25 protein-coding genes and 1 riboswitch are annotated in these 22,485 nt (G+C 40.9%); of the genes, 17 read left to right on the forward strand and 8 right to left on the reverse strand.

What is annotated here, in order from left to right; all coding sequences use genetic code 11:
• Window positions 1-37: 37 nt before the first annotated feature.
• Window positions 38-178, reverse strand: a complete 141-nt coding sequence (ykzB, locus tag M3175_RS14830) for a protein YkzB (protein WP_503328608.1) — start codon at window positions 176-178, stop codon at window positions 38-40.
• Complete coding sequence (locus M3175_RS14835) at window positions 165-350, reverse strand: hypothetical protein (RefSeq protein WP_119710325.1); 186 nt, start codon at window positions 348-350, stop codon at window positions 165-167. The genes ykzB and M3175_RS14835 overlap by 14 nt, the downstream gene beginning before the upstream one ends.
• Window positions 351-539: 189 nt before the next feature.
• Between M3175_RS14835 and M3175_RS14840 the strand changes: the two genes are divergently transcribed.
• The 11 genes from M3175_RS14840 to M3175_RS14890 all read left to right on the forward strand — a co-directional run bounded on the left by M3175_RS14840 (window position 540) and on the right by M3175_RS14890 (window position 13,213).
• Window positions 540-869 carry a MerR family transcriptional regulator gene (locus tag M3175_RS14840; RefSeq protein WP_251520425.1) on the forward strand — a complete coding sequence of 110 codons (330 nt, stop codon included), beginning with the start codon at window positions 540-542 and terminating at the stop codon, window positions 867-869.
• 151 nt (window positions 870-1,020) lie between these two features.
• Window positions 1,021-2,748, forward strand: a complete 1,728-nt coding sequence (locus M3175_RS14845; RefSeq protein WP_251520428.1) for an ABC transporter ATP-binding protein — start codon at window positions 1,021-1,023, stop codon at window positions 2,746-2,748.
• A gap of 28 nt (window positions 2,749-2,776) precedes the next feature.
• On the forward strand, window positions 2,777-4,510 hold the full coding sequence (locus M3175_RS14850) for an ABC transporter ATP-binding protein (protein WP_251520954.1): 1,734 nt from the start codon (window positions 2,777-2,779) through the stop codon (window positions 4,508-4,510).
• A gap of 93 nt (window positions 4,511-4,603) precedes the next feature.
• Window positions 4,604-5,503, forward strand: coding sequence for an NAD(P)/FAD-dependent oxidoreductase (locus M3175_RS14855; protein WP_251520433.1), 900 nt, complete (start codon window positions 4,604-4,606; stop codon window positions 5,501-5,503).
• Between the two features lie 219 nt (window positions 5,504-5,722).
• Window positions 5,723-7,387: an alpha-glucosidase gene (locus M3175_RS14860; protein WP_251520436.1), complete on the forward strand. Its 1,665-nt coding sequence runs from the start codon at window positions 5,723-5,725 to the stop codon at window positions 7,385-7,387.
• A 131-nt stretch (window positions 7,388-7,518) separates the two neighbouring features.
• Window positions 7,519-8,832: a UDP-glucose dehydrogenase family protein gene (locus M3175_RS14865; RefSeq protein WP_251520438.1), complete on the forward strand. Its 1,314-nt coding sequence runs from the start codon at window positions 7,519-7,521 to the stop codon at window positions 8,830-8,832.
• 75 nt (window positions 8,833-8,907) lie between these two features.
• The gene (gene ybaK / locus M3175_RS14870; protein WP_251520441.1) at window positions 8,908-9,390 is read left to right on the forward strand and encodes a Cys-tRNA(Pro) deacylase; all 483 of its coding nucleotides are present in this window, start codon (window positions 8,908-8,910) and stop codon (window positions 9,388-9,390) included.
• Between the two features lie 111 nt (window positions 9,391-9,501).
• Window positions 9,502-10,596 (forward strand): PRK06851 family protein, encoded by a 1,095-nt coding sequence (locus M3175_RS14875; protein WP_251520443.1) that lies wholly within the window; start codon window positions 9,502-9,504, stop codon window positions 10,594-10,596.
• 63 nt (window positions 10,597-10,659) lie between these two features.
• Window positions 10,660-11,175 carry a hypothetical protein gene (locus M3175_RS14880; protein WP_251520444.1) on the forward strand — a complete coding sequence of 172 codons (516 nt, stop codon included), beginning with the start codon at window positions 10,660-10,662 and terminating at the stop codon, window positions 11,173-11,175.
• Window positions 11,176-11,678: 503 nt separating this feature from the next.
• Window positions 11,679-12,341, forward strand: coding sequence for a DNA alkylation repair protein (locus M3175_RS14885; RefSeq protein ID WP_251520447.1), 663 nt, complete (start codon window positions 11,679-11,681; stop codon window positions 12,339-12,341).
• A gap of 14 nt (window positions 12,342-12,355) precedes the next feature.
• Window positions 12,356-13,213 (forward strand): Cof-type HAD-IIB family hydrolase, encoded by an 858-nt coding sequence (locus M3175_RS14890; RefSeq protein ID WP_251520450.1) that lies wholly within the window; start codon window positions 12,356-12,358, stop codon window positions 13,211-13,213.
• A 26-nt stretch (window positions 13,214-13,239) separates the two neighbouring features.
• On the opposite strand, the gene M3175_RS14895 is transcribed toward M3175_RS14890, so the two are convergent.
• Genes M3175_RS14895 through M3175_RS14905 form a run of 3 tightly spaced genes read right to left on the reverse strand, consistent with a single transcriptional unit; the run spans window position 13,240 to window position 15,662 of the window.
• Window positions 13,240-13,893: a TetR/AcrR family transcriptional regulator gene (locus M3175_RS14895; RefSeq protein WP_251520453.1), complete on the reverse strand. Its 654-nt coding sequence runs from the start codon at window positions 13,891-13,893 to the stop codon at window positions 13,240-13,242.
• A 12-nt stretch (window positions 13,894-13,905) separates the two neighbouring features.
• On the reverse strand, window positions 13,906-14,937 hold the full coding sequence (locus tag M3175_RS14900) for an ABC transporter permease (RefSeq protein ID WP_251520455.1): 1,032 nt from the start codon (window positions 14,935-14,937) through the stop codon (window positions 13,906-13,908).
• Entirely contained in the window at window positions 14,937-15,662 is a 726-nt protein-coding gene (locus tag M3175_RS14905; RefSeq protein ID WP_251520956.1) for an ABC transporter ATP-binding protein, read from the reverse strand. The genes M3175_RS14900 and M3175_RS14905 overlap by 1 nt, the downstream gene beginning before the upstream one ends.
• Before the next feature lie 153 nt (window positions 15,663-15,815).
• Here M3175_RS14905 and M3175_RS14910 point away from each other — a divergent pair, with 153 nt between their 5' ends.
• Complete coding sequence (locus M3175_RS14910) at window positions 15,816-16,265, forward strand: SRPBCC family protein (protein WP_251520457.1); 450 nt, start codon at window positions 15,816-15,818, stop codon at window positions 16,263-16,265.
• A gap of 40 nt (window positions 16,266-16,305) precedes the next feature.
• Here M3175_RS14910 and bshB2 read toward each other — a convergent pair whose 3' ends face one another.
• Entirely contained in the window at window positions 16,306-16,971 is a 666-nt protein-coding gene (bshB2, locus tag M3175_RS14915; protein WP_251520459.1) for a bacillithiol biosynthesis deacetylase BshB2, read from the reverse strand.
• A gap of 13 nt (window positions 16,972-16,984) precedes the next feature.
• Window positions 16,985-17,332, reverse strand: a complete 348-nt coding sequence (locus M3175_RS14920; protein WP_119710310.1) for a YojF family protein — start codon at window positions 17,330-17,332, stop codon at window positions 16,985-16,987.
• 156 nt (window positions 17,333-17,488) lie between these two features.
• Window positions 17,489-17,636: riboswitch (FMN riboswitch) on the forward strand.
• Window positions 17,637-18,133: 497 nt separating this feature from the next.
• Between M3175_RS14920 and M3175_RS14925 the strand changes: the two genes are divergently transcribed.
• Genes M3175_RS14925 through ribH form a run of 4 tightly spaced genes read left to right on the forward strand, consistent with a single transcriptional unit; the run spans window position 18,134 to window position 20,726 of the window.
• Window positions 18,134-18,403, forward strand: a complete 270-nt coding sequence (locus tag M3175_RS14925; RefSeq protein ID WP_251520461.1) for a hypothetical protein — start codon at window positions 18,134-18,136, stop codon at window positions 18,401-18,403.
• Window positions 18,384-19,040, forward strand: coding sequence for a riboflavin synthase (gene ribE, locus M3175_RS14930; protein WP_251520463.1), 657 nt, complete (start codon window positions 18,384-18,386; stop codon window positions 19,038-19,040). The genes M3175_RS14925 and ribE overlap by 20 nt, the downstream gene beginning before the upstream one ends.
• A 12-nt stretch (window positions 19,041-19,052) precedes the next feature.
• Window positions 19,053-20,246, forward strand: a complete 1,194-nt coding sequence (locus M3175_RS14935; RefSeq protein ID WP_251520465.1) for a bifunctional 3,4-dihydroxy-2-butanone-4-phosphate synthase/GTP cyclohydrolase II — start codon at window positions 19,053-19,055, stop codon at window positions 20,244-20,246.
• A gap of 12 nt (window positions 20,247-20,258) precedes the next feature.
• Window positions 20,259-20,726, forward strand: a complete 468-nt coding sequence (gene ribH / locus M3175_RS14940; RefSeq protein ID WP_251520467.1) for a 6,7-dimethyl-8-ribityllumazine synthase — start codon at window positions 20,259-20,261, stop codon at window positions 20,724-20,726.
• A 78-nt stretch (window positions 20,727-20,804) separates the two neighbouring features.
• Here the strand turns inward: ribH and pdxK are convergent, their stop codons facing one another.
• Window positions 20,805-21,626, reverse strand: a complete 822-nt coding sequence (gene pdxK, locus M3175_RS14945; RefSeq protein WP_251520469.1) for a pyridoxine/pyridoxal/pyridoxamine kinase — start codon at window positions 21,624-21,626, stop codon at window positions 20,805-20,807.
• A gap of 192 nt (window positions 21,627-21,818) precedes the next feature.
• Here pdxK and mobA point away from each other — a divergent pair, with 192 nt between their 5' ends.
• A complete protein-coding gene (gene mobA, locus M3175_RS14950) occupies window positions 21,819-22,424 on the forward strand; it encodes a molybdenum cofactor guanylyltransferase (protein WP_251520471.1) in 606 nt (201 codons plus the stop codon).
• Window positions 22,425-22,485 lie beyond the last annotated feature (61 nt).

A 22,485-nucleotide genomic window follows, 5' to 3' on the forward strand; every position in this document is an offset into this window, starting at 1 on the left:
GGTAAGCCTGCTGGTTCATGACAGCAGGCTTTTTGAGTTAGCTATTTTGAACGTTTCGAAGAATTTCATATGCTTTATCACCGGCTTCACTTGTTAGACTCTCCCAGATTTCGTCTCGAAGTAGATCTAGTTCAATAATCATCTTGGCTAAGGTAATCGCATCTTCATTTTTCATCATCATTCTTCCTTTCCTTTTCCTTTCTAGATGCTACCCATTTTCTATAGACCTCTTCCATTTCAGTAAGAGTGAAATCAGCTGAGTCTTTACGAACTGTGAGGGCACCGGCTTTTGTTAGGAGACTCTCATACTCTTTTCGCCTTTTCTCAACCATTTCTCTTAGAAGCGCCATGGGGAGTTCATCCTTTCTGATTGGTATTAACGTTATTGTAAATGGAATGGAAGTAGTTATCACTTCGAGTGTTAGTTTAATTAACAGTGTTTTTAAAACTTGTCAGAAAATCTTACAGGTTAGACGTCTATTGTGTAAGGTAATGGTATAATCTAGAAGCAAACGGTGTGGGAAACGGAGGAATAAACCATGGGGGAAGATACATCATATAAAAGCCGAAAAGTCATAACGATTGGTGTAGTTAGTGAATTAACAGGCCTTTCCGAAAGGCAAATCCGTTATTACGAGGAAAGAAAGCTCATTTTCCCTGAGCGCTCTGAACGAGGAAACCGAAAGTATTCATTCTCTGATGTAGAAACGCTCATAGAAATAGCGAATAAGCGAGAAGAAGGCGTTCGAACGTACGAAATTAGGCAGGATATGTTGAAGAAAAATAATTTAGCTAAAGATGAAAAACTCCGTAATAAAATGCTTCGTGGACAAATTAACGCTAGGTTTGGAATTCAAAAAAATCAATAGCCCTTTCTTGAAGAGCCTGCATAAGGCTTTTTTGTTTGCCATGAAAGATGATTGAATATTTTGTACACTCTATTAATATGTTACAATTAAAATATTAAGGGTAACTAAATAATTTGTAGATTTTTCGGTAATGGAAACGGAGGGATCCCCCATGAAGAAGCTTTTTAAATACATATTTCCCTATAAATACGCTACTATCATCGCGTTAACCCTTACCGGCTTTGAGTTGGTGGTTGAGCTGATACAACCTGTGCTAATGGCAAAAATCATTGATGAGGGCATCACAAACGGTGACATGAATCCCGTCTACCTATGGGGAGGCATTCTTCTCCTTCTTTCTTTTATCGCCTTTGTTGCAGGAATTGTAAACTCCTTTTACTCCTCACAAGTAGGTCAAGGGGTCGGTTACGATCTTAGGAGAGACCTGTTTGGAAAAATCCAACGATTTGCCTTTAAGGATTTTCAGGAAATTCCCACTTCTAGCTTAATTACAAGGCTCACAAACGATGTGACTCAAATACAGAACTTCCTATTTATGAGCCTGCGTATTGCACTCCGAGCTCCTTTGTTTATATTAGGTGGAATGATTATGGCGTTCACGGTAAACGTGAAGCTAGCTACTATTCTGCTTATTTCTGTTCCTCTTTTATTAGTGATTGTATTAACCCTTATTCGAAAGGGAGTCACTCTTTTTCAACTTGTTCAAAAAAAGCTTGATACGGTGAACAGTATCATTCAAGAAAATTTAGTAGGTATTCTACTTATTAAAGCATTTACAAGAGGTATCCATGAGCAGGGACGGTTTGAAAAAGTAAATAAGCTACTAAGAGAAGATAATAAGAAAGCTCTTCAAATCATGGAGATGACGATGCCTATTCTTATGTTCGGAATGAATGTTGCGATGGTTATCATTCTTTGGTTTGGCTCTCTTCAACTGGATATGGGTGGGGCACAAGCGGGAGAAATCGTTGCTGTGCTTAATTATGGAACGAAAATTATGTTTGCTTTTACCGTTTTTTCATTTGTTATGATGAATTACTCGAGAGCACAAGCTTCTTCAGGAAGGCTTGTTGAAATTCTTGAGCAAGAGACAAATGCTGAACAGCTAAAGACTTCTTCAACAGGAGAAATTATAGATGGAAGAGTGGAGTTCCAACATGTGAGTTTCCACTATCCACAATCGCTCAAACCAACACTGAATGACATAAGCTTTACGGCCGAGGCAGGTCAAAGAATCGGAATCTTAGGGGAGACAGGGTCAGGAAAAACGTCATTATTTCAGTTAATCCCCCGATTGTTTGAGGCAACGGAAGGACATATAACAATTGATGATGAGGATATCAGGAAGTATGAAAAGGAAGAACTAAGAAAGCAAATTGGAATGGTTCCTCAAGAAGCCCACTTATTTACGGGGACGGTAAAAGAGAATATTGGCTGGGGAAAGGAGAATGCCACTTTTGAGGAAATCATAGAAGCTGCAAAAAAGGCAGAAATTCATAAGTTCATCATGACTCTTCCACATCAATATGAAACCATGGTAGGTCAGCGTGGAGTAAATTTGTCGGGTGGGCAGAAACAACGTCTCTCCATCGCACGGGCAATCGTAAGGCAGCCAAGAATTTTGTTATTGGATGATAGTACAAGTGCGCTTGATGCCAAAACAGAAGCGAATATTCTAGCTTCGATAAAGGATCTAGCATGCACTACTTTTATCATAGCTCAAAAAATTAGCTCGGTCATAAAAGCCGACCAAATCCTTCTCCTCGAAGAAGGCCGATTAGTCGCAAAAGGAACGCATGAACAATTGCTGAAAGAAAGCGAAAGCTACCGTAGAATTTACAAGTCCCAGATGCAAAAGGAGATGGAGCAGCTTGCATAAACCTCAAACTAAGCCAAAAGCAAAGAATATGAAGGGAACACTGCTTAGGGTTCTTGGTTTCGCAAACAAAGAAAAGACACTGCTATCTTGGGTTCTTTTTATGGTAATAGCAAGTTCTGTTTTTTCCTTGATTGGTCCTTATTTATTAGGTGTGGCGGTAGATGATGTTATTGCTGGAACCAATAAAGAACGATTTTTATTATTGTTATTTGGAGTCATCATCGTCTTTCTTTTACAATCAGGGGCCCTATTTTTCCAAAACTATTGGATGATCGGGATCGCTCAAGAAATTGTTTTTCGAATGAGAAACCAGCTTTTTAAAAAGCTGCATATGCTCCCTATTTCCTTTTTCCAGAAGCGTCAGCATGGTGAGCTGATGAGCCGCTTAACAAATGATATGGAAAATGTCAGTCGAACATTAAACTCAGCTATTTTACAAGTAGTAACGAGTACGTTAACTATTGTTGGAACCATTGCCATGATGCTATGGTTAAGCCCGTTGTTAACGGTATTAACCTTAACGATCGTCCCTGTCATGTTTGCCGGACTGAAATGGATTACGAACCGAACAGGGAGATTTTTTAAGGAGCAACAAAAAACACTTGGCGATATGAACGGTTTCATTGAGGAAACACTGTCGGGTCAAAAAATTGTGAAAATGTATTCGCAGGAAAGGAAAGTGATCGGGCAATTTGCGAAGAAAAACGATGCTTTAAAAGAATCCAATTTTTGGGCTCAAACATACTCTGGCTTTATTCCGAAACTAATGAATATGCTAAACAACGTCAGCTTTGCGATCATTGTTGGAGTTGGTGGAATTCTTGCTATCAAGGGATCGGTTTCAATCGGTATCATTGTTACCTTTACTACATACTCAAGGCAGTTCACGAGACCATTAAATGATCTCGCCAACCAGTTCAACATGATCTTATCAGCGGTAGCTGGAGCAGAGCGTGTGTTTCAAATCGTGGATGAAAGGAATGAACAGGATGATGAAGGAAAAGCAAACCCCATTGAACATTTGCGTGGAGAGATTGTGTTCGATCAAGTTGGCTTTTCCTATAACAAGGGCCTTGCTACATTAAGGAATGTAAGTTTCCAGGCAAGAGCTGGTGAGACGGTTGCCTTAGTTGGACCAACGGGAGCAGGGAAAACGACGGTGATCTCCTTGCTTGCTCGTTTCTACGACAGTGATCAGGGTACGATTTGGATTGATGGAAGTGATAGCAAGGAAATTACACGAGACAGCTTAAGAAAGCAAATGGGTTTTGTTTTACAGGATTCGATTTTATTTGAATCAACCGTCCGTGAAAATATCCGATTTGGTCGTTTAGATGCTACGGATGAAGAAGTTCTCCAGGCAGCAAAGGAAGCAAATGCACATGAATTTATCATGAAGCTTCCAAATGGTTATGATACAGTGCTAAACGGGGAGGGAGCGGGAATTAGTCACGGACAGCGGCAGTTGTTATCCATTGCCCGCGCGTTACTAGCGGACCCAGCCCTGCTAATTTTAGACGAGGCGACAAGCAGTATTGATACAATTACGGAGATGAAAATAATTGATGCGTTAGAAAGGCTGATGAAGGGCCGAACAACCTTTGTCATTGCCCACCGCTTGAACACGATTCAAAATGCCGACCTAATCGTTGTGTTAAAAGATGGTCAAGTGAGTGAAAAAGGTTCAAACAAAGAGCTTCTAAAACTAAATGGATTTTATGCAGAGTTAGTTCGTACACAGCAACAAAAGGCTATTATGTGAAAGTTGGCCCTTAATGGGTCAGCTTTTTCATCTTTTATAGCAAAAAATTCCCGGTTTTGGGCAAGGTAAGGAGGTAGAAAGGAGCGGGAAACAGTGGTGTATGATTGCGTGATAATTGGTGGAGGAATTGCTGGATTACAGTGTGCAATACAGCTAGGAAGATACATGTATAAAGTTCTCGTAATTGATTCAGGTGATGGCCGATCTACTCTGTGCAGAAGCTATCATAATGTGCTCGGCTATCCATCCGGAGTGAGCGGTGAGTATTTACGGTCGATTGGGGAGAAGCAGGCGAAGCAATATGGAGTTGAGTTTTTACTAGAAAAGGTTGAAAAAGTGGAGAAGAAAAAAGAAATTTTTCATGTAACCACTCATCATGGGGACGAAAAAAAGGCAAAGAGATTGTTAATTGCAACTGGTGTCATGGACCGGATTCCGCCTCTCCCTGAGCTGTACCCATGTCTAGGTCAGAGTGTGTATATATGTCCTGATTGTGATGGATACGAAATTAAAGACGAGGAATGTATTGTGATCGGCTCTGGTAATGTCGGAGCAAATGCGGCGTTGACTTTATTGTTCTGGTCGAAAAAGCTTATTTATGTGAATCATGAGCGAAAAGATGTGGATGAAAAGCTCCTTAAACAGCTTAAAAAGGAGAATATTGAGTATTATGAACAGTCGATTGAACAGGTACAGGCGAAAGACGGTCAGTTTCAAGGTGTCACTTTGGCGGATGGAACTCAGTTAGTATCAAACCACGGATTTGTCGCATTTGGAAACAACGAGGTACGTTCCGAGCTTGCTGCTCAGCTCGGAGTGGAACGCATGGAAAATAAACATATTCTTGTTGACCCTCGATCCAAAATGACGAATATCAAACATGTTTGGGCAGCAGGTGATGTGGTCGCGCATTCCGAGCAAGTAACTGTTGCGATGGGAGAAGGGCTTCAAGCGGCGATTTTTATTCATAAATCATTGTTAAGTGAATCTTGAATGGGAAACTGGCCGTTTTTAGGACGGCCAGTTGAATCAGATAATGGACATTGCATAGCAAAAAGAACTCGGTATTGCGTAAATTTCATGTAAGCGTTAAACTATTAACAACAGTGCAACCTTAAAAAAGGGTATTTTTTTATCTATTTATGCAAACGGTTGCGCTCTCCAAAAAAGTAATTTACAGCGTGAAAAAATAGAATGTCAGAGGGGTAATGTATGAAGAAGATATGGTGGAAGGAAGCCGTGGCTTATCAGATTTATCCAAGAAGCTTCCAGGATTCAAATGGAGATGGAATTGGCGATTTACAGGGAATGATTCAACGCCTTGATTATATAAAAGACCTTGGGATTGATGTGATTTGGATTTGTCCCATGTATAAGTCACCGAATGACGATAATGGTTACGATATTTCTGATTACGAGGACATTATGGAAGACTTCGGGACAATGGAGGACTTTGATGCTTTGTTAACAGCCGTTCATGAACGTGGAATGAAGCTGATTATTGATCTAGTCCCTAATCACACAAGCGATGAGCATAAATGGTTTATCGAATCACGTCAATCTAAGGACAATCCAAAACGCGACTGGTATATTTGGCGTGACGGGAAAGATGGAGCAGAGCCGAATAACTGGGAAAGTATTTTCGGAGGTTCTGCTTGGCAATACGATGAACAATCTCAGCAATACTATTTGCATGTGTTTTCAACCAAACAGCCTGACTTAAATTGGGAAAACTCTGAGGTTCGTGAAGCAGTCTATAGTATGATGAATTACTGGTTAGATAAAGGCATAGACGGGTTCCGAATCGATGCGATTAGCCATATTAAAAAGCGTCCAGGATTCCCAGATATGCCAAACCCTGAGAATAAGAAATACGTTTCTTCTTTTGACATGCATATGAATCAAGAAGGAATTCATGATTTTCTGTCTGAGATGCAAGAAAAGACGTATGGAAAATATGATGTGATGACGGTAGGAGAAGCGAATGGAGTGTCAGTAGACGAAGCGCATCTTTGGGTAGGAGAAGAAAAAGGTAAGATGAACATGGTATTCCAGTTTGAGCATCTGGATCTTTGGGATACCGATCCTGCCAAAGGTCTTGATATTTTAGGCTTGAAACATGTGCTCACGCGCTGGCAAAAGGGGTTAGAAAAAGACGGCTGGAATGCGCTATTTATTGAAAATCACGATAAGCCGCGAATTGTTTCAACATGGGGGAACGACAAAGAATATTGGTACCAAAGTGCAACAAGCATGGCGGCGATGTATTTCCTGATGCAGGGGACACCATTTATTTATCAAGGTCAAGAAATTGGAATGACCAATGTCCATTTCCCAAGTATTGATGATTATGATGATGTGGCTGTAAAGAATATGTATCGTTTGAAGCGTGAAGAAGGGGTTTCGCATGAGGACATTATGGAGATCATATGGGCCACTTCAAGAGATAACAGCCGTACGCCTATGCAATGGTCGGACGATCACGAAGCGGGGTTTACGACAGGAACACCTTGGATGAAGGTGAATCCTAACTATAAAGATATCAATGTGAAAAAGCAGCTAGAGCACGAACACTCGATCCTCTCCTTCTATAAAAAAATGATTCAGCTGAAAAAGAACAATGAAGTGTTTACGTATGGTAAATATGAGCTTCTATTAGAAGAAGATCCACAAATTTACGTGTACACACGAGAAAGTGACAACGATAAGGTCATTGTTCTATCAAATCTAACCGGGGAAGAAGCAACCTTTGCTGTTGAAGGGTTAGAATTAAAACACGATCAGCTGTTATTAGCAAATTATGAGACCGATCCCCACGACATCATAAACGGATTTACAATCAAACCGTTTGAAACAAGAGTATATCGGTTGATATAATATTGCTTGAAAAGACCATATCCACTTGATATGGTCTTTTCAATTTCTTAACACGATCTTAGCAATTCTCTCCATTTATACAAACTATACTGATAGTAAGACAGGGAAAGAAACTTGTGAGGAGGGTCTAGATGAAAATTACCGTCTGCGGGACAGGGTATGTTGGATTGGTAACGGGTGTTTGTTTAGCCGATATTGGGCATGAGGTGGTTTGTTTTGATACGGATGAACAAAAAATCAATATGCTCAATGAGGGGCTATGTCCGATTTATGAACCAGGTTTAGAAGAGCTCCTGTTAAAGCAACTTCTCGCAAATAGGCTCCACTTTTCCACAGATGCAAAGCAATCATATAAGGAATCCGAAGTGATTTTTCTAGCGGTTGGCACTCCACAAAAAGAAGACGGAGCTGCAGACCTAACTTTCATAGAACAAGCTGTAGAAACCATTGCACAACATATCAATTCACATACAATCATTGTAACGAAAAGCACCGTCCCCATTGGTACCAATGACCGGCTCCAAGCGATGTTTGACGGTAAAGGTGTTTCTGTACACGTCGTCTCAAATCCAGAATTTTTAAGGGAAGGTTCAGGCATCTATGATACGTTTCACGGTGACCGAATTGTCATTGGTTCCAATCACAAAGAAGCCAAGGAGAAAGTGGAGAAAATCTTTCAACCTCTTCAAATTCCCATTGTTCATATGAGTTTAAAAAGTGCGGAAATGGTTAAGTACGCATCCTTTTTAGCAACAAAGATTTCATTTATTAACGAAATAGCTAAGCTTTGTGAATATACGGGGGCAAATGTAGAGGATGTAGCACTTGGCATGGGGATGGACAGTCGAATTGGAACGCCTTTTTTAAAGGCAGGAATCGGTTTTGGTGGGTCCTGTTTTCCAAAGGATACGAAAGCATTAGAAAATGTGGCAAGTCTGTACGGATACGAGTTCCAAATTCTCCAATCCGTTATAAAGGTGAATGAAAAGCAAAAATCACTTCTTTTTGACAAAGCAATGAATCGTATGGGGACGGTTGAAGGGAAAACCGTAGCTGTGTTGGGTCTTTCCTTTAAACCAAACACAGATGATATAAGGGACGCTCCATCTATTCCGCTGATGGATGATTTAATAGAAGCAGGAGCCCATGTGCGCGCGTATGACCCGGTTGCTCACAATCATGTCAAAAGGATATATCAGAATACAATTCACTATTCGGAAACGATAGAGAACGCTATAGATCAAGCTGATTTGGTATGTATTGTGACGGAATGGGGAGAAATCAAGGATTTTCCACTACACAAGTATAAACAAATGATGCGAGAACCACTTCTTATTGATGGTCGAAATTGCTACAAGTTAGAAGAAGCGAAACAAGCAGATATTACGTATATCTCTATCGGTCGAGAAGTAGTAGAAAGGAAGACACCTATTTTCCGTTATTAACTATACCTTCAAGTGGCAGGGAATTGTGTCTCTCTGCCTTTTTTCGTATGATAAAAAATAAAAAGGGTGGGGTGTATGGCGAAACAGACAAAAACAAATGCAATGCGAATTCTAGATAGTAAAAAAATCGACTATGAATTAATCACGTACGATTCACTTGATGGGAAAATCGATGGAGTGTCTGTGGCAGAGAAGATAGGAAAGGACCCCAAGCAGGTGTATAAAACGCTTGTTGCACAGGGTGCCAGCAAGCAACTGTATGTGTTTATCGTCCCTGTTGAGAAGGAGCTAAATTTGAAAAAAGGGGCGCAAGCTTGTGGGGAGAAGAAAATTGAAATGATTCCCGTCAAGGATATTCAAAAATGGACAGGTTATATTCGCGGAGGATGCTCTCCCGTAGGCATGAAAAAACAGTATCCAACTGTCATTGACGAGAGTGCAGAAGAGTTATCTTCCATCATCGTGAGCGGTGGGAAAATCGGAGTCCAAATGGAGCTGAAGCTGCAAGACTTGATTTCTGTTACAGGTGGGAAATTAGCGGAACTTGCGAACGAATAAGTAAAAATTATATTGGTCATCCTCTATGTTAGATTATGTGCTAAGACAAGGAGAGAAACGCATATATTTCTAATGCTCCACGTATGAATTTTCAGCAAAGGATGTGTGCGAATGGCTGGGAGTGTTAGAAACTACTATGCTGGCGGAAATACAGCTAAGGGTTTTCATAGTTTATTTGATGACTGTTTAAAAGATTTACAGAAGGTCTTTATATTGCAAGGGGCACCAGGAACGGGAAAATCAACATTTATGAAGAGAGTGGGAGAATACTGGGCAGGAAGAAATTATCAAGTGGAGTACATGCATTGTCCGTTAGATACTTCTTCTGTTGATGGAGTGATCATTCCGGAGCTCAAGGTAGGAATCGTGAACGGCTCGAGTTTCTATACGATCACCCCAAGGGCACTTGGTGCAATTGAGGAATATGTAAATCTAGGCGAAGGTTGGGACTCAAATAAACTAGTAGAACAGAAGGAACATATTTTGCAATTGTCCATGCAAGCAAATAACGCTAAACAAAAAGCGTATGAGCACTTTGCTGAAGCGTTAAGCATTCATGACAATTGGGAAAAAATCTATATTGAAGCGATGGATTTTCAGAAAGCAGATGATTTGACTAGAAAATTAATCTCACAGTTTTATGGAAATATGACTTTGAATAAAGAATCAACGGTAAAGCACCGATTTTTAGGCGCAGCAACACCGGATGGAGCGGTTGACCATGTTCCTAATTTAACTGAGGACGTGGCCAAAAGGTATTTTATTAAAGGCAGACCTGGATCAGGAAAATCAACGATGTTAAGAAAAATTGCTGAAGAAGCACAAGTACGTGGATTAGATGTAGAGGTATATCATTGTGGATTTGATCCAAATAGTCTGGATATGGTCATTGTTAGAGAATTGGGAATGGCCATCTTTGACAGTACGGCACCTCATGAATATTTTCCAAGCCGAGATGGAGACGAAATTGTTGATATGTACGGCTCTGTCATTGCTAGTGGAACAGATGAAATTTTTGAAGAAGAGATCTCAAACCATAAAACAGCCTATAAAAATATGATGGATCAAGCGATCGGCTTTTTAAAGGAATGTAGTGAGTACAATCAAGAACTAGAACAAATTTATACAAATGCTATGGACTTTGAAAAGGTCAATGAACTGACAGAACATGTTCAAGATAGGATCCATCAGCTCGAAGAAATATAATTGACCACTCACCCCTCGTAGGCATTTTGCATACATTACAACGAGATGTATGTAGAGAGGGGTATGAGCGTGAACTATTATCATCCAGATTATTTTTTAGATGACCGACAGCAGCCAACAACTGGCGGCTTTCCAGGAGGAGGCTTCCCGGGTGGCGGATTCCCAGGAGGAGGCTTTCCGGGTGGTGGATTCCCAGGGGGAGGCTTTCCGGGTGGTGGATTCCCAGGAGGAGGCTTTCCGGGTGGTGGATTCCCAGGAGGAGGCTTTCCGGGTGGTGGATTTCCGGGAGGAGGCTTCCCAGGCGGCGGTGGAGGTGACCCATACGGTCCACCATCAGGCCCACCACCTTCTTACACACCGCAACAAGGTTTTTCCCCTTTTGCTGTTGACCCTGGTGCCATTAGAAGATGCCGATTCCGCTTCACGTATATTTGGTTAGTTAATGGAAATAGCTTCTGGTTCTATCCAACGTTTGTTGGAAGAGATTCTATTGCGGGATACCGTTGGAGAAATAGACGTTGGGTTTATTATGGTACTGATTTAAGAAGAATCAGTAGCTTCCAATGCGGTGGAAGATAAGAAACATTAGAGCTGGCATGAACTCGTTTGGGTTCATGCCTTTTTCTATGAACAGAAGAATCTCTGGAAGAATAAGTTTGAAAATTAAAGATCGACAACAATTCAAAAGAGGGTTAAGGGCCCGAACTGATAAATAGACGGAGAATTTCCGCTTAATTAGTAATTTCTAATATAAAAAGCGTAAATAGAGGGAGAGATTCCGCCTATTGGCTCGAAAAATTCTAATAGGGGAGATTTTGTAATGCATAAGCGGAAAATCTCCCCTTATTTATCCCGAAACGTGCTCCCTTCTGCATCTAAACGGAAATTCTCCGCTTATTTTCCTTTTGTTGATTCCTCGATTAAGGACAAGTCATTTCAGCACGTATTTTAAGATAAGCACTTCAAAACGGATCCCCTACTTTTGTGCATATCCGCCTTTAATAAATTTTTACAGTTACATCGTTGGAAAATTTACAAAAAAACTCTTACAATAAAGTTATGTCACTATAAAGGAGCACTGTATGAAAGAGATCCTCATTCTAACAAAATTATTCAGAGCGAATAGTAATCGCGAGAATGCTTATTATATGGAAAAATATATGCGAAACCAGTTTCCTTTTCTAGGAATCAAAACCCCCTTGAGACGTGAGCTCATGAAGCAGTTTTTTGAGGAAACCGGTATATTACAACAGCCGTATAATGAAGAATTTGTCGAAGAGGTATGGGCCCTTCCAGAAAGGGAGTTTCAAGCAGCTGCACTTGATTATATAGAAAAATCGTTGAAAAAACTGGAGAAAAAGCATTTGCCTGGGATTGAAAAGCTTATTACAACCAAGTCGTGGTGGGACACAGTGGATGTTCTCAGTCCCAAAGCAGTCGGGAAAATAGCAGCTGATCATCCAGAAGTAATCAAGGAAACGATTGATAATTGGGCGTATGGTGATGATTTGTGGTTAAGGCGCGCAGCGATTCTTTTTCAGTTAAAATATAAAAAGAATACAAATGAAGAGTTATTGTATCGTTATTGTAGAGAAAACGCCGACAGCAAGGAGTTTTTTATACAAAAGGGAATTGGCTGGGCATTGCGTGAATACTCAAAAACGAATCCGAGCAGTGTAAGGAATTTTATTGAGCGTACATCTTTATCTAAGCTCAGTATTCGTGAAGGCAGTAAATACATATAGAGGTGGAACTGATTATGATTAAATGCATCGCTAGTGATATGGATGGAACATTATTAAACTCTAAGCAGGAAGTATCCGAAAAGAACCTCGAAGCGATTCAAAAGGCATTGAATTCAGGAGTAGAAGTGGTTATTGCAACCGGTCGTTCCTATGAAGAGGCTATATCAGTTTTACAGGAGTCAGGCTTACAACTACCGATTATTTGTGCCAATGGGGCAGAGATACGAACAAAAGAAGGTGAAGTTGTCAAAGCTCATCCGCTAGATCACAAGATCGCGAAACAAGCTGCCGACGTGTTAAATCAAGTAGGCATTTACTACGAAATTTATACAAGTGAAGAAACATACACAGTCGATTATGATAAGGGTGTTGAAATCATTATTGATATCTTTACGACTGCAAATCCTGAGCTTTCAAGAGAGCTAGTAGAAGAAGAAGCTCAACATAGATATGATAAAGGCTTGATTCACATTGTGGATAGCTATGAACCGATTTTAAACGGAGAAAAAACCATATATAAGCTACTAGTATTCCATAAGGATCATAGCTTCTTAGATGAGGTTGAGGAAAAGCTTAAGCAAATTGATAACCTAGAAGTGACATCATCTGCATTTGGAAACCTAGAGCTGATGAACACGCAAGCACAAAAGGGGATTGCATTAGCTGAATTTGTGGAAGAAAAGGGGATTGCCTTACAGGATACGATGGCGGTTGGCGATAATTATAATGATTTATCCATGTTTCGAGTGGTTGGCCGATCAGTAGCCATGGGCAATGCAAACGACGATATTAAAGAACGTTGCACTCACGTGACATTGAGAAATGACGAAAGTGGTGTAGGAGAAGCCATCCTACAAGCGTTAGCAGAGTAAAATAGAAAGGCTTGAGGAATGAATCCTCAAGCCTTTTCTTTCGGTGCTAATCCATGCAAAATAAATTGAATCGTTGCTTCGATTTCTTGTTCATCATTCCAATCTAGTTCGGGAAAAAGAAGATACCGGCCGATAAGGAATCCGAAAATACTAGAAGCTGTCATTCGAACCACTTGATAAGGAGGTAGGTCAATCAGTTGTCCGGCCTCTTGATAATGCTTGATAATAGCTTCCATTCTTTCGTAAACCTTAATCGCAATATGCTCTTTAAACTGCTTTTGAAGTTCAGGTTGAAAAGGAATTTCCTGAAGAACAATTTTAAACAAGGGAATGTTGGCATTTAGAAACTCAGCACGATTATGAATCATTGCCCGTAAAAAATCTTCTAAGCTTTCAAAATCCTGGTTCAACACCTTATTCAAGTCCTTTATTACAAACGGTGCAATCAGCTTTGCCATCATAGGAGCAACAATGGATAACAAGAGATCTTTTTTCGTTTTATAATGGCGGAAAATGGTTCCTTCAGCCACACCAGCTTTCTTTGCGATTTCACTCGTAGAGGTAGCAGCATAGCCTTTTTCAGCAAAGGATTCTATAGCAGCTTCAAGAATGAGCTTTTGCTTTTCGGTAAGATTTTCGTTTTTATTAATAACTTCATCAATCATATGATTATCTGACATATAAACTCCTCGTTAGATGGAACGATATTTTTTTAGGGCAAGGATGTTTAAAATCATGAACAGAAGTGAAAATCCTGCTAACATAAGCAAATCAAATGAAATCTCACCCCACCCATACCCTCTTATCATAACATTTCTTAAGGCATCAGCTCCATAGTACAGGGGAGTAAGGGGACCAACCCAGCTTAAATAATCAGAAATCGTCTCAAGATTAAATAATCCAGAGAAAAAGATTTGTGGAACGATCACAAGCGGTATAAACTGAATCATTTGCAATTCATTGTTTGCGAAGGCTGAAAGTAATACCCCTAATGTTAGAGCGGTCAGAGATAAAAGTAAGGTGATGACAAGCACATAAATGAACGCACCCTCCATCATCATTCCAAGAACATAGATGGCATAGGAGGCAATAATGGTGGCTTGTATCATCGTGAAAATTCCAAAACCTATCACATAGCCGATTACGATTTCCCATTTTCGTAGAGGACTACAAAGCAGTCTTTCAAGCGTTCCAGTCGTTCGTTCACGTAAAAAGGAGACTCCTGCAATAAGGAATACGAAAAAGAAGATGAAAAAGCCTAACAATACGGGTCCAAACGAGTCAAACTGGCTCATCTTACTTGAACCGTGAAGATAGTTGACTTCAAGCATGGCAGCAGAAGAGTCAGGATTTAAAGACTTCAGTGACTCCTGTAACCACTTCATCGTCGCTCCATTGATGGTCGGGTCACTACCTTCTAATGTCAGCTGTAGAGAGGTGCCTGACCTACTCACATATCCATCAATGTCTCGTTCCTTTAAGGCAGTCTGTGCTTCGTCGGTTGTTTCGTATAGGTTTACAGTGGCTTCATCAGCATCATCGAGCTGTTCGACAAGGGCAGTGGGAAGGTCAACAAAGCCCACCTTTGGTTTATAGTTTTCGCCATTAAAGACAAGGTGAAGCATCGTTAAAACAAGGATTGGTGCCATAATGAGTAGGGCCATCGTTCGTTTATCACGGACAATTTGTTTTAAAATCCTTTTTACTAGGGCGATCACTCGCATTAGTTCCCACCTCCATAGCTCAAAAAGGCATCTTCAAGACTCGTACTGTTCATGCTTTCTTTTAGTGCATGAGGAGTGCCGACAGCGATTAAATGCCCATCTCTTATCATCCCTAATCGATCGCATTTATCTGCCTCATCCATGACATGTGTGGTGACTATAATCGTGACTCCTTGCTTTTTCAACTCATAAAAGGATTCCCAAATGCTTTTCCGAAGCACAGGGTCAATCCCGACCGTAGGTTCATCTAGAATTAATAACTTCGGTTCATGGATAAGGGCGATGGCCAGTGAGAGGCGGCGCTTCATTCCTCCTGAGTAATTGGAAACTTGTTTATCGGTATGGTCATTTAATTGAACAATTTCCATACACGCTTGAATTCTTTCTTTTTGACGTGCTCCGTTTAGTCCATATAAAGAAGCAAAGAATTGTAGATTTTCTCTGGCTGTTAGCTCCCCGTATAAGGCATCCGATTGAGCCATATAACCGATTTTTGAGATCACATCTAGTGAAGGCATCACGATGCTAAATACTTTGTTTTTTCCGGTTGAAGGAACCTCAAGACCGACAAGCTGCTTTACGAGGGTGGTTTTCCCTGCACCGGATGGTCCAAGCAACCCAAAGATTTCTCCTTCGTTAATGTCTAAACTAATTCCTTTTAATACTTCTTGCTTTCCAAAGTGCTTTGTCACCTGTTCCATTTGGACAATTGGATTCAATTGAATCCCTCCTTAAAAATAAAAGTGAGTAATCACTCACTACTATCATAAGCGATAATTTTTTAAAATGAAAAGGGAGATTTTGTGAATATTTTCGACAGATGTATGGCCGGATTTTAGTATAATAAGGACAAACAAACGTCCCGAGGTGCATAATAAATGGCTGATTTTCGAGTAAGTGAAATCATTCACCGACCGATTGAAGAAGTATTTAGTTATCTATCAAACCTAGAAAATGCCACGAACCTATTGCCGTTTGTGACGGATATGGAAAAATTGTCAAACGGACCTGTTGGTCATGGAAGTCGATTCTTGGAAACTAGGTTAGTGAGAAGAAGACGTATTCAAGCAGAAGTGCACATTACCGAGTTCGATCGACCAACCAGCTTTTCTTCAAAAAGTGTATCAAATGGAGTAGAAATCCTTTATCACTATACATGTTCGGCGATTGAGGAAGGCACACAGGTCGAGATGGAGGCTGAAGTCAAAACAGGAGGGTTTTTAAGCTTCCTTACGAAAAAACAGCTAGTCAAAATTATTAAAAATGAAGATGGCGGACAGTTACAAAAGTTAAAAGAAGTACTTGAGACAGAAGCCGTTCATAGATAAAGAAAGAGCCCACAGGCTTTGAATCCTGTGGGCATGGTTATTAAAATTTATACGTCCAAAAACGTTCGTTGTTTACCCAAGCAATCATGTCGGGATCATTTGCTTTAAGCTTCTCGGCCATATTTTGAATCATTAATTGCGTTTGTGATGCATGAGCCTGGATGGTGGCGATTTTCTGATCAGATACAGCGGTAACATCATTAACGATGTCTGGTGCACCAAGCTCATCCAACGAGTTTTTCGAAAAAGCTACACAGTGGAGCTTTGGTCTTTTTTCTGGAGCTAATCGACCGACTGCTTTTACAACTGCAGCCCCTGTCGCATCGTGGTCAGGGTGTACGGAATATCCAGGGTAAAACGTAATGATTAAGGACGGGTTCACATCGGCAATGATTTCTCCCATATGATCCGCTAATTTCTCAGGATCCTCAAACTCTACCGTTTTATCACGATATCCAAGCATGCGTAAATCTTGAATTCCAATTGAATTGGCTGCGTTTTGTAGTTCCACCTTACGAATATGCGGGAGCGATTCTCTTGTTGCAAACGGCGGATTCCCTAGGTTACGCCCCATTTCACCAAGCGTTAAGCAGGCATAAGTAACAGGTGTTCCTTTTTGGATATGCAAAGCCAGGGTGCCTGAAACACCAAATGCCTCGTCGTCAGGATGAGGGAAAATGACTAATATTTGACGTTCTTTTTCCATGATGCGCCCCTTTCTACTCAAATGGTGTTGGACTGATTTGGAAAGCAACTGCTAGCTTTCCTTGGTAATCGTGTCCAGCCATTAATAATCTATTTTGATCGTCTACCTCAAAATGAGTAATTCCTTCAGCATAAACCCAGCCAATATTAAGCTTCAATCCAATGCGGTAGGGACCATTTCCTTTGATTTGACCAATCTCGTATTTCACCAGTGCATTACGAATAAATGCCCCTGAGGAAAAAAAGGATTCATCATTATGAGTTGCATACGCTCCATTTGTCGTTTCTAAATGTATATACACATCTTGGTTCGCAAGACGGTTTAGCTCTTTTTGAACTTCTTCCACTATGACGAGCTCCATGCTATTTCCTCCTTCACTTCATTAACGCATATAATAATTTATATTCTACTAAAAACATGATCGAAAAGCGAAAACTAGGATTGGTTGATTTTGCAACGGAATGGTTTTAGGTTTCCTTTTGCGGAAAGTTTATGTATAATGAGAGCAATTTAAATAGTATTCCTTCGGGGTCGGGTGCAATTCCCAACCGGCGGTGATGAAGCAAGAGCTTCTTAGTCCGTGACCCGTTTGAGTGTTCATTCAAACGGTGGATCTGGTGAAATTCCAGAGCCGACAGTTAAAGTCTGGATGGGAGAAGGAAAAAATTCTGGTTTATGTTTATGGGTGAAGTGTACCCATTTTTAGACCTTTATTTGACATTGCCATTTTTCTGACCCCGTTCCTTTATTGGTGCGGGGTTTTGTTTTTGTTTATGATATGGCGCTTGGCAAAAGGTTGTGCTCGGGGTCATAAAAGTTTGTTTATGACCCGGGATAGCTGTAAAAAGCGAAAGAAGTTATCAATGTGATAGTTAAGTTCCCGTTGGCGTGAGAAAAAGGCTTTGGTGGTAACCAAAGAGGGAGTTAGGTTCCCGTTGGCGAGAGGAAAAGGCTTTGGTGGTAATCAAAGAGGGAGTTAAGTTCCCGTTGGCGTGAGAAAATGACTTTGATGGTAACCAAAGAGGGAGTTAGGTTCCCGTTGGCGTGAGGAAAAGGCTTTGGTGGTAACCAAAGAGGGAGTTAAGTTCCCGTGGGCGGGAGAAAAAGGCTTTGGTGGTAATCAAAGAGGGAGTAAGGTTCCCGTTGGCGTGAGAAAAAGGCTTTGATGGTAACCAAAGAGGGAGTAAGGTTCCCAAGGAAGCGAGAAAAAGACTTTAACGGTAATCAGAGTGATAGTAGGTTCCCAAGAGCGAACGAAAAAGGCAATTACGGTAACCAAAAAACCAGGATATCACTTTTAATCCCTTACCCGAAGGAAAACGAGAGATTCCCGAGTTTTTCGGAGATGCTACAAGTAGGAAATGGTAAAACGAGCGGCAACAATAGCTTAATCATGGAAGGAGGCAAGAAAAATGTTTACGGGGATTATTGAGGAAATTGGGCTTGTCACCAATACAAAGAATACCGGGCAATCTTCGGTGTTGACGATTGAGGCCCATCATATTCTCACGGATGTAAAGCTCGGCGACAGTATCGCCGTGAATGGGGTTTGTTTAACGGTCACTTCTTTCACGTCTAACGCATTTACAGTAGATGTGATGCCGGAGACGATTAAGGCAACCAGCTTACGAGACGTGGAACCAGGGTCCCATGTGAACCTAGAAAGGGCGATGGCAGCCGGTGGACGATTTGGTGGTCATTTCGTGTCGGGGCATGTGGATGGCCTTGGGGTAATTAAAGAAAAAAGAGAGGTTGCCAATGCCGTGTACTACGAAATAGAAACAGCGAGTGACCTCTTACACTACATAATCGAAAAAGGGTCCGTTACAGTGGACGGAACTAGTTTAACGGTTTTTGGTGTGTCAGAGACGAGTTTTCTTCTTTCGCTGATTCCGCACACGTTATCGGAAACGATTATCGGGCGAAAAGGGGCTGGCGACATCGTGAATATTGAGTGCGATATGATTGGCAAGTACATTTCACACTTTTTATCCAAACAAGCCACTCAAACCATTCAAAAGAGTTCTTCTCTTACCGCTCAATTTCTAGAGGAAAATGGGTTTAAATAAGGAGGGAAAGACATGTTTAATTCGATTGAAGAAGCATTGGAAGACTTAAAGAATGGAAAAGTAATAATTGTCTGTGATGATGAGGATCGAGAAAATGAAGGAGATTTCCTTTCGTTAGCAGAAAAGACAACTCCTGAGGTAATTAATTTAATGGCTACACATGGAAGAGGGCTCATTTGTGTCCCAATCGAAGAAGAGCTAGCTCAGAAGCTCGAGTTAATGCCGATGGTGGCTAGAAACACGGATCCGCATGGGACAGCCTTTACTGTAAGTATTGATCATAAAAATTCAACAACTGGTATATCGGCCTTTGAGCGTTCGGATACGATTTTACAAATGCTCAACCCTGAATCTAAGGCAGCTGATTTTAAACGTCCAGGCCATATTTTTCCACTAATTGCGAAAAAAGGTGGGGTGCTTAAGCGTACGGGTCATACGGAGGCGGCTGTTGACTTGGCCATTTTATCGGGAGCAAAACCAGCAGGGGTTATATGCGAAATCATGAATGAAGATGGCAGCATGGCACGTGTACCACAATTAAAAGTAATTGCCGATAAGCTGAATGTCAAAATGATAACCATTAAAGATTTGATTGAGTACCGCAATCGCGAGGATCGTTTAATTCAACGCGAAGTGGAAATTGAGCTTCCTACCGAGTTTGGCCAATTCCGAGCGGTCGGATATTCCAATGTCATTGATGGCAAAGAGCATGTAGCTTTAGTAAAAGGAACGATAGATTCTGGCAAACCAGTTCTTGTTCGCGTTCATTCCGAATGCTTAACGGGTGATGTGTTCGGATCGTATCGCTGCGACTGTGGTCCACAGCTACATTCGGCATTAAGCCAAATCGAGCAAGAAGGCGCAGGAGTGTTACTGTATTTGCGTCAGGAAGGTCGCGGACTTGGACTGTTGAACAAGCTTAGAGCGTATAAGCTTCAAGAGGAAGGCTATGATACGGTTGAAGCGAACGAAAAGCTTGGCTTTGGTGCCGATTTAAGAGAGTACGGGATTGGTGCTCAAATTTTAAAAGATTTAGGAATTAACCAAATTCGACTGTTAACGAATAATCCTCGGAAAATCAAAGGATTAAAGGGGTATGGATTGGAAATTGTTGATCGTGTGCCCATCCAAATGCAATCACGAGAAGAAAACGAAAAGTATTTAAAAACAAAACAAAGTAAGCTTGGACATTTACTACATTTTTAGGAGGAATGAATGATGGGAAGAAGCTTTGAAGGAAATTTAGTTGGCAGTGGGTTAAAGGTTGGAATTGTTGTAGGTCGTTTCAATGAGTTTATTACAAGCAAGTTGCTAAGCGGAGCGCACGATGCTCTAAAAAGACATGGTGTAGCTGAAGATGATGTTGATGTGGCTTGGGTACCAGGTGCATTTGAAATTCCATTAATTGCTCAAAAAATGGCACAAAGCAAAAAGTATGATGCGGTAATCACATTAGGAACGGTTATTCGTGGATCTACTCCACACTTCGATTATGTATGTAATGAAGCCGCAAAAGGTGTACAGGCTACAACATTAAACACAGGAGTTCCCGTTATTTTCGGTGTGTTAACAACCAATACAATTGAACAAGCAATTGAAAGAGCGGGAACAAAGGCTGGAAACAAAGGCTGGGAATCAGCGGTTTCAGCGATTGAAATGGCGAATTTAAGTCGTATGTTTGAATAATGAAATGCGGAAGCGACCGCTGGAGCTCAACATCTAATAGAAAAAGCCGCTGGATTAGTTCCAGCGGCTCTTGCTATATCATGCATTCACTTTTGTACCAAAAGTACGGTACGCACCGTGCATCGTTGGTCCAACATACTCATTTAACTTAAATCCATGTGCGATAGCAGCTGTAATGAAATCCTTCGCCGTCGCAACAGCTTCCTTCACGGATGCTCCTTTTGCAAGCTCTGCTGTAATAGCTGAAGAGTAAGTGCAGCCTGCGCCATGAATGTAAGTGGTATCAATTTTTTCACATTCGAGTAGAGTAAATTCCTCACCATCAAACAGAAGATCGACTGCTTTTTCGTGTTGTAGCTTACTTCCACCCTTAATTAATACATACTTGGCACCAAGTGCATGAATTTTTACCGCTGCTTGCTTCATATCTTCAATCGTACGAAGAGGAGCAGTTTGTGCAAGCTGACTTGCTTCAAATAGATTTGGAGTGACAACAGTTGCACGTGGCACGAGGATTTCACGAAGAGCATCGGTCGTTTCTGGGTGCAATACTTCGTCTTCTCCTTTACATACCATAACTGGATCAATAACGACGGTTTGAAGTTGATTTTCATCGATTACCTTAGCAGCTAGCTCAATGATTTCCACTGTTCCTAACATGCCTGTCTTCATCGCATCGATTCCTACAGAAAGTATCGTTTCAAGCTGTGATTCTAGTGTTTCAATCGCAATGGGAAACACATGGTGATGCCAATGATCTTTCGGATCCATCGTTACAATCGTTGTTAGAGCAGTCATTCCATACACGCCCAGCTCCTGGAATGTTTTTAAATCTGCTTGAATGCCAGCGCCTCCGCTTGTGTCAGAACCAGCAATGGTCATTACTTTTTTCAATGTCATTCTGTTGAACCTCCTATGAGCTTTATTTTTTCTAATCATAGTCTAGTTTTTCAGATGTTTCTAGTATTTTCTTTCGGTAAGCTAAATTAGTAATATCTGTGCTGAATTTGTAGATAATGGCGAACGTACGTAATAGTCTTTCTCCTCTTTCCATATTAAAATAGAGGAATATATCATTAAGAAAGGTGGACGATGAGCCTGAGCAGAACGGGAATTATTTTAGCAGGTGGACAATCAAGTCGTATGGGACAAAACAAGGCATTAATGATGATAGATGGCGTTCCAGTCATTGAAAGGATTGCAATCGAACTTGAAAAAATTACGGATGAACTTCTCATCGTCACCAATACATTTCATACGTATGATTATTTGAATATACCAATGGTTGAAGACGAACAAAAGGGGAAAGGTCCCCTTGCAGGTATCCAAGCAGGACTTAAAGGTTCTCAATCGGAGAAAAACTTAATTGTGGCCTGTGATATGCCGTTTATTTCATCAAGCCTTGGGGAATTTTTACTAGAAGAGTTAGAAAACTACCAGGCAGTCATTCCAAAGCTTGCAGGTCACATGCATCCTTTATTTGGTGCCTATCGAAAGGACGCGTTACAAGCGGTTTCACAGTCTTTGGAGAAGAATGAGCTTCGAATCATGAGCCTGCTTCAAAACCTTCGTGTGAGGTATATTTCAGAAGATATTTTGATTAGTAAAGGCATTACTGTGATGGAGAAGGCTGTATTTAATATGAATGATAGATTGGAGTATGAAAAAGCGTTAAAGCTGGATCGTGAGGGAACCTAGTTTTGTGAGAAGAGCGAAGGAATATGATACAATCTCTAAGACAAGATCGAACGGAAGAAGG

Origin of the sequence: Robertmurraya korlensis, assembly GCF_023715225.1 — a bacterium.
Taxonomy (GTDB): Bacteria; Bacillota; Bacilli; order Bacillales; family Cytobacillaceae; genus Robertmurraya_A.

Excerpts from the sequence above, each read along its gene's own strand:
- ykzB (WP_503328608.1), bottom strand. The coding sequence starts at position 178 with ATGATGAAAAATGAAGATGCGATTACCTTAGCCAAGATGATTATTGAA.
- M3175_RS14835 (WP_119710325.1), bottom strand. The coding sequence starts at position 350 with ATGGCGCTTCTAAGAGAAATGGTTGAGAAAAGGCGAAAAGAGTATGAG.
- M3175_RS14840 (WP_251520425.1), top strand. The coding sequence starts at position 540 with ATGGGGGAAGATACATCATATAAAAGCCGAAAAGTCATAACGATTGGT.
- M3175_RS14845 (WP_251520428.1), top strand. The coding sequence starts at position 1,021 with ATGAAGAAGCTTTTTAAATACATATTTCCCTATAAATACGCTACTATC.
- M3175_RS14850 (WP_251520954.1), top strand. The coding sequence starts at position 2,777 with ATGAAGGGAACACTGCTTAGGGTTCTTGGTTTCGCAAACAAAGAAAAG.
- M3175_RS14860 (WP_251520436.1), top strand. The coding sequence starts at position 5,723 with ATGAAGAAGATATGGTGGAAGGAAGCCGTGGCTTATCAGATTTATCCA.
- M3175_RS14865 (WP_251520438.1), top strand. The coding sequence starts at position 7,519 with ATGAAAATTACCGTCTGCGGGACAGGGTATGTTGGATTGGTAACGGGT.
- ybaK (WP_251520441.1), top strand. The coding sequence starts at position 8,908 with ATGGCGAAACAGACAAAAACAAATGCAATGCGAATTCTAGATAGTAAA.
- M3175_RS14875 (WP_251520443.1), top strand. The coding sequence starts at position 9,502 with ATGGCTGGGAGTGTTAGAAACTACTATGCTGGCGGAAATACAGCTAAG.
- M3175_RS14880 (WP_251520444.1), top strand. The coding sequence starts at position 10,660 with ATGAGCGTGAACTATTATCATCCAGATTATTTTTTAGATGACCGACAG.
- M3175_RS14885 (WP_251520447.1), top strand. The coding sequence starts at position 11,679 with ATGAAAGAGATCCTCATTCTAACAAAATTATTCAGAGCGAATAGTAAT.
- M3175_RS14890 (WP_251520450.1), top strand. The coding sequence starts at position 12,356 with ATGATTAAATGCATCGCTAGTGATATGGATGGAACATTATTAAACTCT.
- M3175_RS14895 (WP_251520453.1), bottom strand. The coding sequence starts at position 13,893 with ATGTCAGATAATCATATGATTGATGAAGTTATTAATAAAAACGAAAAT.
- M3175_RS14900 (WP_251520455.1), bottom strand. The coding sequence starts at position 14,937 with ATGCGAGTGATCGCCCTAGTAAAAAGGATTTTAAAACAAATTGTCCGT.
- M3175_RS14910 (WP_251520457.1), top strand. The coding sequence starts at position 15,816 with ATGGCTGATTTTCGAGTAAGTGAAATCATTCACCGACCGATTGAAGAA.
- bshB2 (WP_251520459.1), bottom strand. The coding sequence starts at position 16,971 with ATGGAAAAAGAACGTCAAATATTAGTCATTTTCCCTCATCCTGACGAC.
- M3175_RS14920 (WP_119710310.1), bottom strand. The coding sequence starts at position 17,332 with ATGGAGCTCGTCATAGTGGAAGAAGTTCAAAAAGAGCTAAACCGTCTT.
- ribE (WP_251520463.1), top strand. The coding sequence starts at position 18,384 with ATGTTTACGGGGATTATTGAGGAAATTGGGCTTGTCACCAATACAAAG.
- M3175_RS14935 (WP_251520465.1), top strand. The coding sequence starts at position 19,053 with ATGTTTAATTCGATTGAAGAAGCATTGGAAGACTTAAAGAATGGAAAA.
- ribH (WP_251520467.1), top strand. The coding sequence starts at position 20,259 with ATGGGAAGAAGCTTTGAAGGAAATTTAGTTGGCAGTGGGTTAAAGGTT.
- pdxK (WP_251520469.1), bottom strand. The coding sequence starts at position 21,626 with ATGACATTGAAAAAAGTAATGACCATTGCTGGTTCTGACACAAGCGGA.
- mobA (WP_251520471.1), top strand. The coding sequence starts at position 21,819 with ATGAGCCTGAGCAGAACGGGAATTATTTTAGCAGGTGGACAATCAAGT.